Genomic DNA, 15,721 nt, shown 5'->3' with positions numbered 1-15,721 from the left:
GGCTCGAAATCTGAAATATAAGCAAAAGAGCCCGCGCAAGGCGGGCTCTCGTTGCGCAGGCCTGCCAAGGCAGGCCGTGCACGGCAACATCAGCGAATCAGCGTCACGCCGGTCTTGGACTGGATGTCCTCGAAGCTCACTTCGGGGGCCAGTTCCACGAGCTTCAAGCCCTGCGGCGTCACGTCCATCACTCCCAGGTCGGTGATGATACGGTCCACCACGCCCACGCCGGTCAAAGGCAGGGTGCAGGCGGGAAGAATTTTGAGGTCGGTCGTGCCGTCCTTCTTCTTTGCCACATGTTCCATGAGCACGATGACGCGCTTGACGCCCGCCACCAGGTCCATGGCGCCGCCCATGCCCTTGACCATCTTGCCGGGAATCATCCAGTTGGCCAGGTCGCCCTTCTCGGACACCTGCATGGCGCCCAGGATGGACAGGTTGATCTTGCCGCCACGGATCATGGCGAACGACTGGTCGCTGCCGAAGATGGACGAGCCGGCAATCGTCGTCACGGTCTGCTTGCCGGCGTTGATCAGGTCGGCGTCCACGGCATCCTCGGTCGGGAAGGGGCCGATGCCCAGCATGCCGTTCTCGGACTGCAGCCACACTTCCTTGTCACCCGTGTGGTTGGCCACCAGGGTGGGAATGCCGATGCCCAGGTTGACGTAGAAGCCGTCTTCGAGTTCTTGGGCCGCGCGGGCGGCCATCTGGTCTTGGGTCCACGGCATGGTCAGGCTCCTTGTTTTTCTGTGATGGTGCGCTTTTCGATGCGCTTTTCGGGATTCGGGTTGTGCACGATGCGGTGCACGTAGATGCCGGGCAGGTGGATGTCGTCCGGTGCGATCTCGCCGACCTCGACCACCTCTTCCACTTCCACGATGCAGACCTTGCCGGCCGTGGCGGCGGCAGGGTTGAAGTTGCGCGCCGTCAGGCGGAACTGCAGGTTGCCGCTCTTGTCGGCACGGTGGGCCTTGACCAGGGAGACATCGGGCACGAGCGAGCGCTCCATCACATAGGTCTCGCCGTCGAATTCGCGCAGCTCCTTGCCCTCGGCCACCATGGTGCCCACGCCGGTCTTGGTGAAGAAGGCGGGAATGCCGGCGCCGCCTGCGCGCAGCTTCTCGGCCAGCGTGCCCTGGGGGGTGAATTCCAGCTCCAGCTCGCCGGCCAGGTACTGGCGCTCGAACTCCTTGTTCTCGCCCACATACGACGAGATCATCTTCTTGATCTGGCGCGTCTCCAGCAGCTTGCCGAGGCCAAAGCCGTCCACGCCCGCGTTGTTGGAAATCACCGTCAGGCCCTTGGCGCCGCTGTCACGCAGCGCGTCGATCAGGGCCTCGGGAATGCCGCACAGGCCGAAGCCTCCCACAGCCAGCAATTGCCCGTCGGCCACGACGCCCTGGAGCGCCTGCTCCGCGGAGGGGTAGAGCTTTTTCACACATGTCTCCTTCAGATTGGATGCGCTACGATACTACGTACTTGCATAGGTAGTTTTTCGTAAAGATTTGCCCATGGATATAGATTACCGGCTGGCGTTCGAAGCCGCCCCCGTCGGCCTCGTGATCTCGCGCAATCGCACCATGATCGACTGCAACCGCCAGGTCTGCGAGATGTTCGAGGCCTCGCGCGAGGTGCTGATCGGCCAGACCTTCCAGATCCTCTACCCCAGCGCCGACGAGTACGAGCGGCTGGGCGCGCGCATCGCGCCCATTCTCAACGCCCGGGGGTTCTACTCGGACAACCGCATCATGAAGCGCGCCAACGGCGAAACGTTCTGGTGCCATGTCACGGGCCGCACGCTGGATCGCAGCGACCCGCATGCATCGGGCATCTGGAGCTTCGAGGACCTCAGCGCCCACCGTCCCGTCAAGGCCGAGCTCACGGGGCGCGAGCGCGAGGTGGCCGCCCGCCTGCTGGAAGGGCTTACCTCCAAGGAAATCGGCCGCGCCCTGGCCATCAGCCACCGCACGGTGGAGATCTACCGCGCACGGCTGATGCGCAAGTACGGCGCCTCCACGGCCGCCGATCTGGTCCACAAGCTGGTCTCGGGCTGACAGGGCGACGGCCTACACGGGCCGTATCCGCCCACGCAACACAATGCCTTGGCAAAAAGCATGCCCGGCACGACGCATGCGGGAGGCGGTGAAATTTTTTGGCTATGGCGCAGTTGAGATTTGCCAATCGCCAAAGCCTTGCCGCATCCATAGAACGAAACAACAATAAAAGCAATTCGATAGCACGCAGCTATTGATTTTCCAAGCGCCGCGCTGCCTGCGTGCAAGCCGGCGCCGCTACCACCCCTCGATCAAGGAGAGACCATGACCCACAAGCTCACCACCGCCGCAGGCGCCCCGGTTGCCAACAACCAGGACTCGCTCACGGCCGGCCCGCGTGGCCCGATGCTGCTGCAGGACCTGTGGCATCTGGAAAAAATGGCCCACTTCAACCGCGAAGTGATTCCCGAGCGCCGCATGCACGCCAAGGGTTCGGGCGCCTTCGGCACCTTCACCGTGACGGGTGACATCACGCGCTACACCCGCGCCAAGGTGTTCTCCGACATCGGCAAGCAGACCGAAGTGTTCGCGCGCTTTTCCACCGTGGCCGGCGAACGCGGCGCGGCCGACGCAGAGCGCGATATCCGCGGCTTCGCCGTCAAGCTCTATACCGAGGAAGGCAACTGGGACCTGGTGGGCAACAACACGCCGGTGTTCTTCTTCCGCGACCCGCTCAAGTTCCCCGACCTGAACAAGGCCGTCAAGCGCGATCCCTACACCAACCTGCGCTCGCCCGAGAACAACTGGGACTTCTGGACCGGCCTGCCCGAGGCGCTGCACCAGATCACCATCGTCATGAGCGACCGGGGCATTCCGCGCGGCTACCGCCACATGCACGGCTTCGGCTCGCACACCTACAGCTTCATCAACGCCAGCAACGAGCGCCACTGGGTCAAGTTCCACTGGGTCTGCCAGCAGGGCATCGAGAACTTCGGCGATGCCGAGGCCGCCGCCGTGGTCGCCTCCGACCGTGAAAGCAGCCAGCGCGACCTGCTCGAAGCCATCGAGCGCGGCGAGTTCCCGCGCTGGAAGCTGTGCGTGCAGATCATGCCCGAGCATGAAGCCGAGACCTACCGCTTCCACCCCTTCGACCTGACCAAGGTCTGGAGCAAGAAGGACTACCCGCTGATCGAAGTGGGCGTGATGGAGCTCAACCGCAACCCGCGCAACTACCACGCCGATGTGGAGCAGGCCTCGTTCACGCCGGCCAACCTGGTGCCGGGCATCGGCCCCTCGCCCGACCGCATGCTGCAGTCGCGCCTGTTCTCGTACGGCGATGCCGCGCGCTACCGCCTGGGTGTGAACCACCACCAGATCCCCGTGAACGCGCCGCGCTGCCCCTACCACGCCTACCACCGCGATGGCGCCATGCGCGTGGACGGCAACTACGGCGGCACCATCGCCTACGAGCCCAACACCAAGGGCGAGTGGCAGGAGCAGCCCGCCTTCGCCGAGCCGCCTCTGGCCCTGCACGGTGCGGCCGACCGCTGGAACTACCGTGAGGACGATGCCGACTACTTCACCCAGCCCGGCGACCTGTTCCGCCTGCTCACGCCCGATGCGCAGCAGCGCCTGTTCGAGAACACGGCGCGCAACATCGCCGGTGTGTCCGAGCACATCGTGCAAAAGCACATAGCGCACTGCACCCAGGCCGACCCGGCCTACGGCAAGGGCGTGGCCGATGCCATCGCCCGCCAGAAGGCCGGCACGCTCTGACCGGCTGACGCCCACGGCAAAACGCCCCCGAAACTTCGGGGGCGTTTTTCATGGCGCGCCCTGCCCTCAGGCCACGGCCTTGAAGGCGGGAAGCTTGTCGCCCAGCCGCTTGCCCATCTCCGTGCCCAGGGCCTGCAGGCCGCTCATGGGGCGCACCATGACCTCGAATTCCCGGATCAGCCCCTGCTCGTCGAAGCGGATGAAGTCGATGCCCTTGAGGTTCTTGCCGCCCACGCTGGCGCTGAACTCCAGCACCACGTCCAGGCCGTCATCGCTGGCCATCTGGCGGTGGTAGGTGAAGTTCTCGAACACCTGAACCACGGTGGACAGCGCCAGCATCAGCGCGGGTGCCGAGGCATAGGGCGTGTTCGCCATGGGCGAGCGGAACACCGCATCGGGATGGACGATGGTGTGCAGCTCTCCCAGGTCGCTGGCGGCAACCATGCGATGCCACAGCTCCAGGGAGCGGGCGACTGCGGGATGGGCGTTCTTCGGGGGCTGGGACATGCTTGTCTCCTGGTGGTTGAGGTGGAAAACGGAATCGGGCGGCGCCCTCAAAGGCTGGCCGCCAGCGTGGTGCCTTGCACGATGGCGCGCTTGGCGTCGAGTTCGGCCGCCACGTCGGCGCCGCCGATCAGGTGCACGCTGCAGCCCGCCGCGCTCAGGGCCGCATGCAGCTCGCGCTGCGGCTCCTGGCCCGCGCAGAGCACAACGTTGTCCACCTCCAGCAGTTGCGGCTGGCCGTCCACGGTGATGTGCAGCCCGGCGTCGTCGATGCGCTCATAGGCCACGCCCGAGCCCATGGCCACACTGCGCGCCTTCAGCGAGGTGCGGTGTATCCAGCCCGTGGTCTTGCCCAGCTGGTCGCCCACCTTGGTGGACTTGCGCTGCAGCAGGTGCACGCGGCGCGGCGAGGGCTCGGCCTGCGGCTGCGCCAGGCCGCCGGCCTGGGCGTAGTCCGTGTCTATGCCCCACTCCGCATAGAACTTGCGGGGCGCCACGGCGCCGCTGTCGCCGGCATGGGTCAGGTACTCGGCCACATCGAAACCTATGCCGCCCGCGCCGATGATGGCCACGCGCTCGCCCACGGGCCTGTTGCCCTGCAGCACGTCCAGGTAGCCGAGCACCTTGGGATGGTTGACGCCCTCGATGGCGGGAACGCGCGGCCGTATGCCCGTGGCCAGCACGATCTCGTCATAGCCGCCCTCGATGAGCTGGGCGGCCTCCACGCGGTGGCCCAGTTGCAGCGCCACGCCGCCCAGCTCCAGCTGGCGGCGGAAGTAGCGCAGCGTCTCGTGGAACTCCTCCTTGCCGGGCACCTTCTTGGCAATGTTGAACTGCCCGCCGATCTCGCTGGCCGCATCGAACAGCGTCACCGCATGGCCGCGCTGCGCGGCGGTGACGGCGAAGCTCAGGCCTGCCGGGCCGGCGCCCACCACGGCGATGCGCTTGGCGGCGGGCGCGGGCGCAATCACCAGCTCGGTCTCATGGCAGGCGCGCGGGTTGACCAGGCAGGAGGTGATCTTGCCGCCAAAGGTATGGTCCAGGCAGGCCTGGTTGCAGGCAATGCAGGTGTTGATCTCGTCGGCACGGCCCTGGCGCGCCTTGCGCACGAAGTCGCCATCGGCCAGCAGCGGCCGTGCCATGGAGACCATGTCGGCATAGCCCTCGGCCAGCAGGCGCTCGGCCACTTCGGGCGTGTTGATGCGGTTGGAGGTGATCAGCGGGATGCCCACCTGCCCCATCACGCGCTGCGTGACCCAGGCATAGGCGGCGCGCGGCACCTTGGTGGCGATGGTGGGAATGCGCGCCTCGTGCCAGCCTATGCCCGTGTTCAGCAGCGTGGCGCCCGCGGCCTCGATGGCCTGGGCCAGCGCGATCACTTCCTCCAGCGTGGAGCCGCCCTCCACCAGGTCCAGCATGGACAGCCGGTAGATGATGATGAAGTCCCGCCCCACGCGCTGGCGCGTGCGCCGCACGATCTCCACCGCAAAGCGCATGCGGCCCGCGTAGCTGCCGCCCCATTCGTCATCGCGGTGGTTGGTGCGTGCGGCGATGAACTCGTTGATCAGATAGCCCTCGGAGCCCATGATCTCCACGCCGTCGTAGCCCGCATGCCGGGCCAGGGCTGCGCAGCGCACGAAGTCCTCGATGGTCTGCTCCACCTCGTCGCCCGTCAGCGCATGCGGCACGAAGGGGTTGATGGGCGCCTGCAGCGCGCTGGGCGCCACCAGCCCGGGCTGGTAGGCATAGCGGCCGAAGTGCAGGATCTGCATGGCGATCTTGCCGCCCTCGGCATGGACGGCCTGCGTGACGATGCGGTGCTGGTCCGCCTCGTGTTCGTTGACCATCATGGCGCCGCCCTTCATGGGCCTGCCGCGCTCATTGGGTGCGATGCCGCCCGTGACGATCAAGCCCACCTCGCCGCGCGCGCGCTCGGCGTAGAAGGCGGCCATGCGCTCGAAGCCGTTGGGCGCCTCCTCCAGGCCCACGTGCATGGAGCCCATGAGCACGCGGTTTCTGAGCGTGGTGAAGCCCAGGTCCAGTTCGGCATTCAGGTGGGGGTAGTGGGTCATGCCTGTCTCGCTTTTATGCAACTGATTGCATGAATGTAGTCAGCCTCCTTTATTTATGCAACTGGTTGCGCAAAAAATTGCAGAAATGACTGCAGCGCTTGGCCGCACCTCCATGCAGGCCCGTAAGATGGCGCCCAGCGCCAGTCCCTTTGTTGCCGATGTCCCTGCCACACGCCCTTCTCACCGCCTTGGTCGAGCACCCCTGCTCGGGCTCGGAACTTGCCGAGCGCTTCGACCGCTCCATCGGCTATTTCTGGAACGCCACGCACCAGCAGATCTACCGCGAACTCGCCCGGCTGGAAGAGGCGCAATGGATCGAGGCCCTGCCCGCCGAATCCGGCCGGGGCCGCAAGCGCCAGTACCGCATCCTGCCCACCGGCCGCAAGGAGCTCAAGCGCTGGGTGGCCGAGCAGGAAGACCCCAAGCCGCTGCGCGAGGAATGGATGGTCCGCCTGCGGGCCGAGGCGGTGGTGGGACCCTGCGGACTGCAGGACGAAGTGCAGCGGCTGCTGGCACTGCACCAGGCGCAGCTGGATGTCTACCAGCGGCTGGAGCAGCGCGACTTCCTGGACAAGCCGCCCACGCGCGAGCGGCGGCTGCAGCACCTGGTGCTCAAGGCCGGCATACAGCAGGAGCAGCTGTGGATAGGCCTGCTGCAGGAAGCCCGGGAGATCCTGGACATGCCGGCCAGGCCCTGAGGAACGGTTGCGACGACTGAGACGGCTGAGAAGGTCGAGACGGCCGCCTCAACCCTTGTTCAAGCCGTGCAGCACCAGCCCCGGCGCCTCCAGCCGGGCACGCAGAATGCGCCCGTGCGTGGAGTCCGTCACATACAGCGTGCGGCGGTCCACGCCGCCAAAGGCCAGGTTGGTGAGCGAGCTTCCCGGCACGCCGCGCAGTACCTGCACGGGCTCGGCGCGGTGGTTGAGCACCCACACCAGGCCCAGGCCCGGGTTGGCCACCAGCAGCCGGCCCTGGTCATCCACGGCCAAGCCGTCGGGGCCGCTGGGGCCGTAGGAGGTGAAGAACTGTCCCACCTTGGCCACGCTGCCATCGGGCAGAAGAGGCACGCGCCAGACGCAGTTGCCGCGCGTCACGGCCAGGTAGAGAACGCGGCCGTCGGGCGACAGCGCCACCCCGTTGGGGCTGGGCACGTTGGCCAGCAGCAGGTCCAGCCGGCCGTCCGGCCGCAGGCGGTACAGGCGGCCGCTGGGATCGTGCAGGCCGCTCTGGCCCTGGTCGGTGAAGTAGAGGTTGCCCTCGGCATCGAAGACCAGGTCGTTCACGCCCTTGAAGCGCTCGCTGTTGCGCCGCTGCAGATAGGGGCTGATGCGCCCCGTGGCCACCTCCAGGCGCATCAGGCCGTTCTTGTAGTCGGTGATCAGCAGCGTGCGCTCGTCAAGGAACTTCATGCCGTTGGGCTCGCCGTCGTACTCGGCCACCAGGGTCCAGGCGCCTTGCGGATCGATGCGGAAGACGCGGCCCCAGGGAATGTCGGCCACGTACAGGTTGCCGGCGCCGTCGAACACCGGCCCCTCGAGGAAGGAGTCGGTCACGGCGCCGCCCCGGTTGGCATAGGCCCAGTCGCTGCGCTCGGGGCGGCGCAGGGCGTCAGACATGGCGGTGAACGATTCGAGTTCGCAGACCTGGGGGGCTTGCAGCAGGAACATGGTGTCTGTCTTTCTTGGAGTGTCAGGCCGCGCCGTCGAAGCCATACAGCCTTGCGGGGTTGTCCACCAGGATGCGGTCCATGGCCTCGTCCGTGCCGGCCCAGGCCTGCAGCAGATCGACCAGGTCGGCATCGTTGACGGAGCCCGGCGCCTCGGTGGTGTGCGGCCAGTCGCTGCCCCAGACCAGGCGCTCGGGTGCGGCGCGCACCAGGTCGCGGCCCAGCGGCAGCATGTCGGCATAGGAAGGGCCGCCTACCGATGAACGCATATAGGCGCCGGAGAGCTTGACCCAGGTGTTGCCGCCGTCGAGCAGCCGGCGCAGCGCGGCATGGGCCGCGCCCTCCACGCCAGCCACGCCCTCAACGCCCTCGGCCGGGTCGATGCGGCCCAGGTGGTCCACGACCAGGGGCACGGGCAGCGCGCCCAGCACGGGCGCCAGCGCCACCAGTTGCTCAGGTTGCACAAAGACCTGCACATGCCAGCCCAACCGTGCAACCCGGTGCGCCAGCGTGACCAGCATGTGGGCCGTGGTCTCGCCCCAGGACTGCGGCGAGACAAAGTTCACGCGCACCCCGCAGACGCGGTGCGCGGCCAGCCGGTCCAGCTCGGCATCGGCCACGTCGTGGGCGACCACGGCCACGCCGCGCGCATCATCGCCCAGGCGCTCCAGCGCATCGAGCGTGCAGGCGTTGTCCGTGCCATAGGTCGAGGGCGTGACCACCACGGCGCGCGAGGTGCCCAGGCGCTGCTGCAGTTGACGGTATATGGCCACGTCGGCATGCGGCGGCGTGCGCGGCCAGTGCGGCGACGGTGCAAAGCGCGCATCGAAGATGTGCATGTGGCTGTCGCAGGCCAGCGGCGGCAGCGTGCGGAAAGGCCGGTTCGTGCCGGCCGAATGCGCAACGGCGATGGTCGATGCGTTCATGCCCATGCGCTCAGTCCAGCACGATGGCGCCCTTGCGCACCACCTCGCCCCACTTGGCGTCTTCCTTCTGGAGGAAGGCCGCGAACTCGGCCGGCGTCGTTCCCATGGGCTGGGCGCCCAGGTCGCTCAGGCGCTGGCGCACCTCGGCTTCCTGCAGCACCTCGGACAGCGCCTGGTGCAGGCGCGCGGCCACGGGCTCGGGCGTGCCCGTGGGCAGGAAGATCCCGTTCCACTCATAGGCCTCGTAGCCGGGAATCACGGTCTCGGACACGGTGGGCACATCGGGCAGGCGGGCCGAGCGCTGGGGCGCCGCCACGGCCAGGGCGCGCAGCTTGCCGCCCGTGACCAGCGGATAGGTGGCCGCCATGGTGCCGAACATGAAGTCCACCTGCCCGCCCATCACATCGGCAATGGCCGGCCCGCCGCTCTTGTAGGGCACATGGACCATGTCCAGCTCCAGCCGCTGGCGGAACAGCTCGGCCGCCAGGCGCTGCACCGTGCCGCTGCCGCCCGAGGCGAAGTTGATCTTGCCCGGCTGCGCCTTGGCCCTGGCCGCCAGGTCCGCCACGCTGCGCACGGGCGAGTCGGCCTTGACCACGACCACATTGGGCATGAGCAGCACCAGCGACAGCGGCTGCAGCGCGCTGCGCGCATAGGGCAGCCTGGCAAACAGATGCGGGTTGATGGAAAACGGCGTGGCGTCGTAGAGCACCGTGTAGCCGTCGGCGCGCGCCTTGGCCACCTGGCTGGCGCCAATGGTGCCGCTGGCGCCGGGCCGGTTGTCCACGATGATGCTGGTGCCCAGCCGCGCGCCCATGCGCGTGGCCAGCAGGCGCGCGGCCGCGTCGGCGCCGCCGCCGGGCGCATAGGGCACGACCAGGGTGATGGGACGCTCGGGAAAGGCGGCCTGGGCCACGGCGGCGGCCAGGGCGCAGGCCGCGATCAGGGTTCTGGCAAGGAATTTCATGGCTTGTCTCCAGATTTTTTAGAGGGGGCGGCGGCCGAATCAATCCGCCTTCAGGTTCAGTTCGCGGGCGATCTGCGCATAGGACGCCCCTGCCCTGGCTCAGGCGCCGGCCGCCGCAGGCACGCGGGCCAGCACCTCCAGCACATTGCGGGCCGCGCCCACGCCCATGTTCACGTAGGCATCGCCGGTCACGCCGCCGATATGGGGGCTGAGCACGAAGTTCTTCTCGCTCTGGAACGGGTGGTCGGCCACCATGGGCTCCACCGCAAAGCTGTCCAGCCCAGCGGCTGCCACCTGGCCCGAGCGCACGGCGGCCAGCAGCGCGGCCTCGTCGATCAGGCCGCCGCGTGCGGTGTTGACCACGATCACGCCGCGCTTGCAGGCCGCCAGCGTGGCGGCGCCGAGCATGCCCCGGTTTTCCTCGGTCAGCGGGCAGTGCAGCGAAATCGCGTCGGACTCGCGCCAGATGGTCTCCAGGTCCACGGGCTGCACGTAGGCGGGCAGGTTCTTTGCGAAGGGATCGAAGCCGATCACGCGCATGCCCAGCGCATCGGCCATGCGCGCAAAGCGCAGGCCGATGGCGCCCAGCCCCACCAGGCCCACGGTGCGCCCGCCCAGCTCCAGGCTCTTGTGCGTGGCCTTGTCCCAGTGGCCTGCGTGCATGCGGGCGTCCAGCGCCACCACCGACTTGGCGCAGGCCAGCAGCAGGGCCAGTGCCTGCTCGGCCACGGCAGCCGCATTGGCGCCAGCGGCGGCCACCACGGCAATGCCGCGTTCGGCGGCAGCCGCCTTGTCGATGGTGTCCGTGCCGCTGCCGTGCTTGGAGATCACGCGCAGCGAGGGCGCCGCGTCCATCACGGCCGCGCCCACCTTGCCGTAGCGCACGATGATGGCCACAGGATCATGGGCGCGGCACAGCGCGACCAGGTCCTCTTCGGTGGGCGTCTTGCCCGCATAGACGATCTCGTGCCGGGCCAGCAGCTCCAGCGCCTGTGGCGCCAGATCGGCGCCGGTGACGATGATGGTGCTCACAGCGATTCCCCTTCCTTGAGCACGCCGGCCGCGCGCAGGGCCGCGGGCAGCCATTTCGATGCCGTGTCGCCGCGCGCAATGGCCTCGATGCGGGCGGCCTCGTCGGCCACCTTCTTCACGGCCAGCTCCAGCATGGCGGGTGCCTTGTCGCGCTCGATGACGACCACGCCATCGGCATCGCCCACCACCAGGTCGCCCGGGTGAACCGTCGTGCCACCAGCCGAGATGGCGTGGTTGATGCGGCCCGGCACGAACTTGGTCGGGCCTGCGGGATTGAAGCCTGCGCTGAACACGGGGAAGTCCAGCTCCAGCAGCTCCAGCCGGTCGCGGATGGCGCCGTCCACGATGACGCCGGCCAGACCCAGCTTCTTGCAGGCGCTGAGCATCAGCGTGCCCATGAGCGCCGCCGTCTGGTCGCCCTTGCCGTCGATGACCAGCACATCGCCGGGCCGGGCCAGCGCAATGGCGGCGTGGATCATGAGGTTGTCGCCGGGACGGACCTCGACGGTGAAGGCCGGGCCGGCCACCTTCATGCCCTGGTGCACGGGCGCCACGCGCGCATGCATGGTGCCGCGGCGGCCCGCCACGTCGGCCAGGATGGCGGCCTGAAAGCCGGCTGCGCGTTGCACGACCTGGGCGTCCACGCGCTCTATGTCACGGATGATTTCTGGGAGTTGGCTCATGATGGTTCGGTGAGATGGGGGGAAGAAAAACAGGAAGATCAGGAAGATGTGCGCGCGTCAGTCGGCCTTGATGCCGGCCTCGCGGATGAGTTGGGCCCACTTGGCGGAGTCGGATTTCTGCAGCTCGCCCAATTGCCGCGGCGTGCCGCCGACCATGCCGGCCTCGGCCATGGTGGGCACGTCAGGCAGGGCCTTCAGGCGCGCCGCCGAGGTCACGGCCAGCGCGGGCGTGTCGCCCTCGTAGGGCACGTGGATGAAGCGCACGCCGCCCTGCCTTTGCAGCAGCTCGCCCTGCATCTGCAAGATGGTTCCGCTGCCGCCCGAGGCAAAGGCCAAACGGACGGGCACGGCAAGGCTGTCGCAGTCCATGGCGAGATCTCGATGGAGGAAGGAAAAGGAAGGGAGGAGGAAGCGCGGAGGAAGCGAAAGGGCTGGCGCCCCTGCCCCCGGGCTCAGTCCAGGCTGGCGCCCGAGTCCTTGACGATGCGTGCCCAGCGCGGCACCTCGGCGCGCAGCAGCGCGGCGAACTTCTCGGACGAGCCGCCCAGCACCTCGCCGCCTTCGGAGCGCAGTTTCTCGGCCACCTCGGGCACCAGCAGCGCGTCGTTGATGGCCTTGTTCAGCTGCTGCACGATGGCCTGGGGCGTCCCGGCCGGGGCCAGCACGCCGAACCAGGTGACGGCCTCGAAGTCCTTGTAGCCCGACTCGGCCAGCGTGGGCGTCTGCGGCAGCTGGTCGGAGCGCTTGAGCGAGGTGACCATCACCGCGCGCAGCTTGCCGTTGCGCACCTGACCCAGCAGCGTGGGCACGGCGGACATGTAGAAATCGATCTGCCCGCCCACCAGGTCGGTCATGGCCTGGGCCGCGCCCTTGTAGGGCACATGGCGCAGCTTGATGCCGGCCGCGTTCTCGGCCAGTTCGCCGGCCAGGTGCGCCACCGTGCCGTTGCCCGAGTAGCCCAGCGTGAGGCCGTCGGGCTTGGCCTTGGCGGCCTTGACCAGGTCGTCAAAGGTCTTGTAGGGCGAGTTGGCCGGCGCGGCCATCACGATGGGCGCCGAGGACACCAGCGCCACGGGCACCAGGTCCTTCAGCGGGTCATAGGGCAGCCTGGCGTACAGCGAGGGGTTGATGGCCAGGTTGCTGGTCTGGCCCATGACCAGGGTATGGCCGTCCGGCGCGGCCTTGGCCACGGCATCCACGCCCAGGTTGCCGCCGGCGCCGGGCCGGTTGTCCACCACCACGGTCCACTTGTTGTGGTCCGCCAGCCGCTGGGCCACGGTGCGCGCGATCATGTCCGTGCCGCCACCGGGCGGAAACGGCACGACCAGGCGGATCGGCTTGCGAGGATAGGCGTCCTGGGCCTGGGCAGCGCCCATGGGCACGATGGCGGCAACGCCGACCAGGGCGGCAAGAAGGCGTGCGTTGAGGCAACGCGAAAGCGAGGGAATCGGCATGGCGGTTTGTCTCCGTTTGTTGTGTCCAACGCCCGCATGGCTGCGGTGCGTGGGACGAACTTTATGAAAACGTTTCAACCCATACAATGCCGTTTCATACAGCGCAACCAATTGCATACCTTGCACCATGAACAAGCCCCCCAGCACCCCTTCCCCGGCGCAGACCTCCGATGACAAGGCCAGCCCGGCCAAGGACGGCGGCGTGATTGCCGTCACGCGTGCCTTGCAGTTGCTTGGCGCCTTCGCCCTCGGGGAGTCGCACCTGTCCCTGGCGGAACTGAGCCGGCGCTGCGCGCTGCACAAGACCACGGTGCTGCGGCTGGCGCGCACGCTGGCGCAGTCGGGCTTCATGGTGCAAAGGGACGATGGCGACTGGCGCCTGGGCCCGGCCGCAGGCTGGCTGGGTGCGCGCTACCAGGCGGGCTTCGATGTGCAGAACGTGCTGGAGCCCGCGCTGCGCGCGCTCACGCAGGCCAGCGGCGAGAGCGCGGCCTTCTATGTGCGCGAAGGCAATGTGCGCACCTGCCTCGTGCGCGTGGAAGGGCCGCAGGCCCTGCGCCACCATGCGCGCATGGGCGAGGGGCTGCCGCTGGACCAGGGCTCGCCGGGGCGCGTGATCCTGGCCTTTTCAGGCGAGCCGGGGCCGGTGTACGAGCAGATCCGCCAGCGCGGCTACCACTGGTCCATCGGCGAGCGCGAACAGGGCGTGGCCACGGTGTCGGCGCCGGTGTTCGGCATGCACTGGCGGCTGATGGGATCGGTGTGCATCTCCGGGCCGGCATCGCGCCTGCCCGAGTCCCGGCTGGAAGCCATGGCGCAGACCGTGGTGGCGGCGGCCAACCAGCTGTCCTATGCGCTGGCGGGCAGCGCCAGCACACAGGCCCCTGTGGTGCGCGCCAGCCAGTGGCACCCCTGAGACCACCTTCCGGGGCGACGCCCGGAAGTTGGATGGCCGCTTACTGCAGCGCGCCCATGGGCAGGGCGATGGGCTTGCCGTTGAGCGTGACCTGGCCGGCCTGCATCTTGAGCGCGCTGACCAGCTTGTCGCCTTCCAGGCGGGCATAGCCCGTGGCCTGGGCCATGCCCAGCATGCCTTCCACATCTTCGGCCGAGACATCGGGCTTGCCCGATGCCTTGAGCAGCGGCTCCAGCCAGGCCTTGGGCAGGCTGGCATTGGCCTGCAGTGCCGAGGTCTTGAGCAGCGCCGGCATCCAGCCGGCCTGGGCGACCTGCTCCTGCGTGGGCGCGCTTTGCACTTCGGCGCCGTACTCCAGGTGGCCGGTCTGGCCCTGGTAGGTGGCCTGCAGCTTCATGGAGTAGGCCGGCAGGGCCGCCACCAGGCGCGGGGCGTTCTGCATCAGCACGCCCATGCCCTGCTCTTCCAGCGATTCCAGCGCCTTGGCCAGGCCCTCCTTGCGGTAGCCCTCGACCATGACGCGCTGGAAGCCGCGCAGCGCCTCGATGTCCAGGCGCTGGATCTTTTCCTCGTAGCCCACGGACTCGAAATCGATGGGGCCGATGCGGCCCGTGCCCTTGACCTGGGTGGTCATGCCCAGCGTGGTCTTGTCGGACTCGATGACCGAGCTGCCGTCCACGTTCTTGAGGTCCAGCAGCGTCTTGGCCTCGCCGCCTTCGGCGGGCGTGCTGCTCATGCCGAAGCGGGCGATGCGCACGCTGGCCTTGCCGGGGCCCAGGCCCCACAGGCCGTCGATGACCTTGTTCTCGAAGCTGCTCTCCAGGCCCGTGAGCATGATGCTGGTGCGCTCCACGGGCACTGTGGCCGGCTGGGTGGGGAGGGCCTCGTCGTTGTCGGATTCCTCCTCCTCGCCCTCTTCCTCTTCCACGCCCATGGACTTGTCGCGGCTGGGCAGGCCCAGCAGGGCCACCTCGGGCCAGCGCCAGGTGCCCTTGACGCTGCCACCGCCCAGGGCCGTGTCCAGCACCATTTCCTGCCAGCGCATGGTGACTTCTTGGTCGCCCAGCTCGCCGGCGGGCAGCAGCAGGCGCACATCCTGGCCGCCCGTGAAGTGGTGCACGCTGGTCAGGGTGGGGGCTGCGGCCTTGGCCAGCATCTGCGTGCTCTTTTCGTCCAGGCCGTCGAGCGCAAAGCGCGTCTCGGAAACCGCTGCCGCCAGTCGGCCACCGGCCAGCGGGCCGTGGCGCACCGTGGTGTCCACCACCAGGCGCACGGGCTTGGACGCAGCGACCGGCTCTGCTGCGGCGGGCGCTTCAGCTGTGTCGGCTGCTTTTGCCGCGTCAGCCGTTTCAGCCACCTCGGCGGCCTGAGCTTCCGCCGCAGGCCACTGCAGCACCAGCTTGGCCTGGGAGGAGAGGAATCCCTTGTGGTACTCGTCGGTCACGACGACTTTCTCGCCCAGCACCTTGCGCAATTCGGCCACGGCCTCCTTGTAGCCGGCCTCGGCCCGCTGGCCGGTATACCAGGTGGTTCCTCCATAGCCCACGACGGCCAATGCCACGGCAGCGGCCACTACGGTTTTCTTGTTGCTCATTGTGAATATCCCGTGATGAATAAGACCCTCCCCCTCGGGCGGGCCGCGCGACTGTATCAGTTCGGCGTTTCACCACAGATCGGCAATGGGCTGCGCATTGACGCAGCCATGCCTCCTGTCGCAGGCACGCATGG

Annotated in this window: 15 protein-coding genes and 1 pseudogene; 4 read left to right on the top strand and 12 right to left on the bottom strand. The window is 68.1% G+C overall.

Translation table 11 applies throughout. The features are described from left to right. Positions 1 to 89: 89 nt before the first annotated feature. On the bottom strand, positions 90 to 728 hold the full coding sequence (locus tag IAE24_RS13580; RefSeq protein ID WP_012206068.1) for a 3-oxoacid CoA-transferase subunit B: 639 nt from the start codon (positions 726 to 728) through the stop codon (positions 90 to 92). A 2-nt stretch (positions 729 to 730) separates the two neighbouring features. Continuing rightward, entirely contained in the window at positions 731 to 1,438 is a 708-nt protein-coding gene (locus tag IAE24_RS13575) for a CoA transferase subunit A (RefSeq protein WP_013802011.1), read from the bottom strand. A 73-nt stretch (positions 1,439 to 1,511) separates the two neighbouring features. Between IAE24_RS13575 and IAE24_RS13570 the strand changes: the two genes are divergently transcribed. Both IAE24_RS13570 and IAE24_RS13565 read left to right on the top strand, forming a co-directional pair. Next, positions 1,512 to 2,054 carry a PAS and helix-turn-helix domain-containing protein gene (locus IAE24_RS13570; protein ID WP_012206070.1) on the top strand — a complete coding sequence of 181 codons (543 nt, stop codon included), beginning with the start codon at positions 1,512 to 1,514 and terminating at the stop codon, positions 2,052 to 2,054. A 264-nt stretch (positions 2,055 to 2,318) separates the two neighbouring features. Beyond that, positions 2,319 to 3,770, top strand: coding sequence for a catalase (locus IAE24_RS13565; RefSeq protein ID WP_013802010.1), 1,452 nt, complete (start codon positions 2,319 to 2,321; stop codon positions 3,768 to 3,770). Between the two features lie 66 nt (positions 3,771 to 3,836). Here IAE24_RS13565 and IAE24_RS13560 read toward each other — a convergent pair whose 3' ends face one another. Together IAE24_RS13560 and IAE24_RS13555 are read right to left on the bottom strand one after the other, a co-directional pair. Further along, positions 3,837 to 4,277: a nuclear transport factor 2 family protein gene (locus IAE24_RS13560; protein ID WP_063325552.1), complete on the bottom strand. Its 441-nt coding sequence runs from the start codon at positions 4,275 to 4,277 to the stop codon at positions 3,837 to 3,839. Positions 4,278 to 4,324: 47 nt separating this feature from the next. After that, the gene (locus IAE24_RS13555) at positions 4,325 to 6,346 is read right to left on the bottom strand and encodes an NADPH-dependent 2,4-dienoyl-CoA reductase (RefSeq protein WP_199961024.1); all 2,022 of its coding nucleotides are present in this window, start codon (positions 6,344 to 6,346) and stop codon (positions 4,325 to 4,327) included. Positions 6,347 to 6,504: 158 nt separating this feature from the next. Between IAE24_RS13555 and IAE24_RS13550 the strand changes: the two genes are divergently transcribed. Next, a complete protein-coding gene (locus tag IAE24_RS13550) occupies positions 6,505 to 7,044 on the top strand; it encodes a PadR family transcriptional regulator (RefSeq protein WP_016446262.1) in 540 nt (179 codons plus the stop codon). A gap of 48 nt (positions 7,045 to 7,092) precedes the next feature. Here the strand turns inward: IAE24_RS13550 and IAE24_RS13545 are convergent, their stop codons facing one another. From IAE24_RS13545 to IAE24_RS13515, 7 genes and pseudogenes are all read right to left on the bottom strand, one after another. After that, positions 7,093 to 8,016, bottom strand: a complete 924-nt coding sequence (locus IAE24_RS13545; protein WP_199961023.1) for an SMP-30/gluconolactonase/LRE family protein — start codon at positions 8,014 to 8,016, stop codon at positions 7,093 to 7,095. A gap of 22 nt (positions 8,017 to 8,038) precedes the next feature. Beyond that, on the bottom strand, positions 8,039 to 8,947 hold the full coding sequence (locus IAE24_RS13540) for an amidohydrolase family protein (RefSeq protein WP_199961022.1): 909 nt from the start codon (positions 8,945 to 8,947) through the stop codon (positions 8,039 to 8,041). Between the two features lie 4 nt (positions 8,948 to 8,951). Continuing rightward, the gene (locus IAE24_RS13535) at positions 8,952 to 9,908 is read right to left on the bottom strand and encodes a tripartite tricarboxylate transporter substrate binding protein (RefSeq protein ID WP_199961021.1); all 957 of its coding nucleotides are present in this window, start codon (positions 9,906 to 9,908) and stop codon (positions 8,952 to 8,954) included. A gap of 99 nt (positions 9,909 to 10,007) precedes the next feature. After that, positions 10,008 to 10,940 carry an NAD(P)-dependent oxidoreductase gene (locus IAE24_RS13530; RefSeq protein ID WP_199961020.1) on the bottom strand — a complete coding sequence of 311 codons (933 nt, stop codon included), beginning with the start codon at positions 10,938 to 10,940 and terminating at the stop codon, positions 10,008 to 10,010. Next, a complete protein-coding gene (locus tag IAE24_RS13525) occupies positions 10,937 to 11,623 on the bottom strand; it encodes an RraA family protein (protein WP_199961019.1) in 687 nt (228 codons plus the stop codon). The genes IAE24_RS13530 and IAE24_RS13525 overlap by 4 nt, the downstream gene beginning before the upstream one ends. 57 nt (positions 11,624 to 11,680) lie before the next feature. Next, positions 11,681 to 11,974 (bottom strand): annotated as a pseudogene (locus IAE24_RS13520) (tripartite tricarboxylate transporter substrate-binding protein); the annotation flags it as partial. Between the two features lie 101 nt (positions 11,975 to 12,075). After that, positions 12,076 to 13,077, bottom strand: coding sequence for a Bug family tripartite tricarboxylate transporter substrate binding protein (locus IAE24_RS13515; protein WP_199961018.1), 1,002 nt, complete (start codon positions 13,075 to 13,077; stop codon positions 12,076 to 12,078). Between the two features lie 127 nt (positions 13,078 to 13,204). Between IAE24_RS13515 and IAE24_RS13510 the strand changes: the two genes are divergently transcribed. Beyond that, positions 13,205 to 13,993 carry an IclR family transcriptional regulator gene (locus tag IAE24_RS13510; RefSeq protein ID WP_034394749.1) on the top strand — a complete coding sequence of 263 codons (789 nt, stop codon included), beginning with the start codon at positions 13,205 to 13,207 and terminating at the stop codon, positions 13,991 to 13,993. A 40-nt stretch (positions 13,994 to 14,033) separates the two neighbouring features. Here the strand turns inward: IAE24_RS13510 and IAE24_RS13505 are convergent, their stop codons facing one another. Continuing rightward, on the bottom strand, positions 14,034 to 15,587 hold the full coding sequence (locus tag IAE24_RS13505) for a YdgA family protein (RefSeq protein WP_199961017.1): 1,554 nt from the start codon (positions 15,585 to 15,587) through the stop codon (positions 14,034 to 14,036). Between the last annotated feature and the right edge of the window lie 134 nt (positions 15,588 to 15,721).

The sequence above is a fragment of the Delftia sp. S65 genome (assembly GCF_016516495.1).
In the GTDB taxonomy this organism is placed as follows: Bacteria; Pseudomonadota; Gammaproteobacteria; order Burkholderiales; family Burkholderiaceae_C; genus Comamonas; species Comamonas acidovorans.
The sequence above is the reverse complement of the archived record's forward strand: the minus strand, read 5'-3'. Positions and strand labels throughout refer to the sequence as shown.

Bases quoted from the DNA above. Each gene is read 5' to 3' on its own strand.
- IAE24_RS13580 (WP_012206068.1), bottom strand. From the start codon at position 728: ATGCCGTGGACCCAAGACCAGATGGCCGCCCGCGCGGCCCAAGAACTC.
- IAE24_RS13570 (WP_012206070.1), top strand. From the start codon at position 1,512: ATGGATATAGATTACCGGCTGGCGTTCGAAGCCGCCCCCGTCGGCCTC.
- IAE24_RS13565 (WP_013802010.1), top strand. From the start codon at position 2,319: ATGACCCACAAGCTCACCACCGCCGCAGGCGCCCCGGTTGCCAACAAC.
- IAE24_RS13560 (WP_063325552.1), bottom strand. From the start codon at position 4,277: ATGTCCCAGCCCCCGAAGAACGCCCATCCCGCAGTCGCCCGCTCCCTG.
- IAE24_RS13555 (WP_199961024.1), bottom strand. From the start codon at position 6,346: ATGACCCACTACCCCCACCTGAATGCCGAACTGGACCTGGGCTTCACC.
- IAE24_RS13550 (WP_016446262.1), top strand. From the start codon at position 6,505: ATGTCCCTGCCACACGCCCTTCTCACCGCCTTGGTCGAGCACCCCTGC.
- IAE24_RS13545 (WP_199961023.1), bottom strand. From the start codon at position 8,016: ATGTTCCTGCTGCAAGCCCCCCAGGTCTGCGAACTCGAATCGTTCACC.
- IAE24_RS13540 (WP_199961022.1), bottom strand. From the start codon at position 8,947: ATGGGCATGAACGCATCGACCATCGCCGTTGCGCATTCGGCCGGCACG.
- IAE24_RS13535 (WP_199961021.1), bottom strand. From the start codon at position 9,908: ATGAAATTCCTTGCCAGAACCCTGATCGCGGCCTGCGCCCTGGCCGCC.
- IAE24_RS13525 (WP_199961019.1), bottom strand. From the start codon at position 11,623: ATGAGCCAACTCCCAGAAATCATCCGTGACATAGAGCGCGTGGACGCC.
- IAE24_RS13515 (WP_199961018.1), bottom strand. From the start codon at position 13,077: ATGCCGATTCCCTCGCTTTCGCGTTGCCTCAACGCACGCCTTCTTGCC.
- IAE24_RS13510 (WP_034394749.1), top strand. From the start codon at position 13,205: ATGAACAAGCCCCCCAGCACCCCTTCCCCGGCGCAGACCTCCGATGAC.
- IAE24_RS13505 (WP_199961017.1), bottom strand. From the start codon at position 15,587: ATGAGCAACAAGAAAACCGTAGTGGCCGCTGCCGTGGCATTGGCCGTC.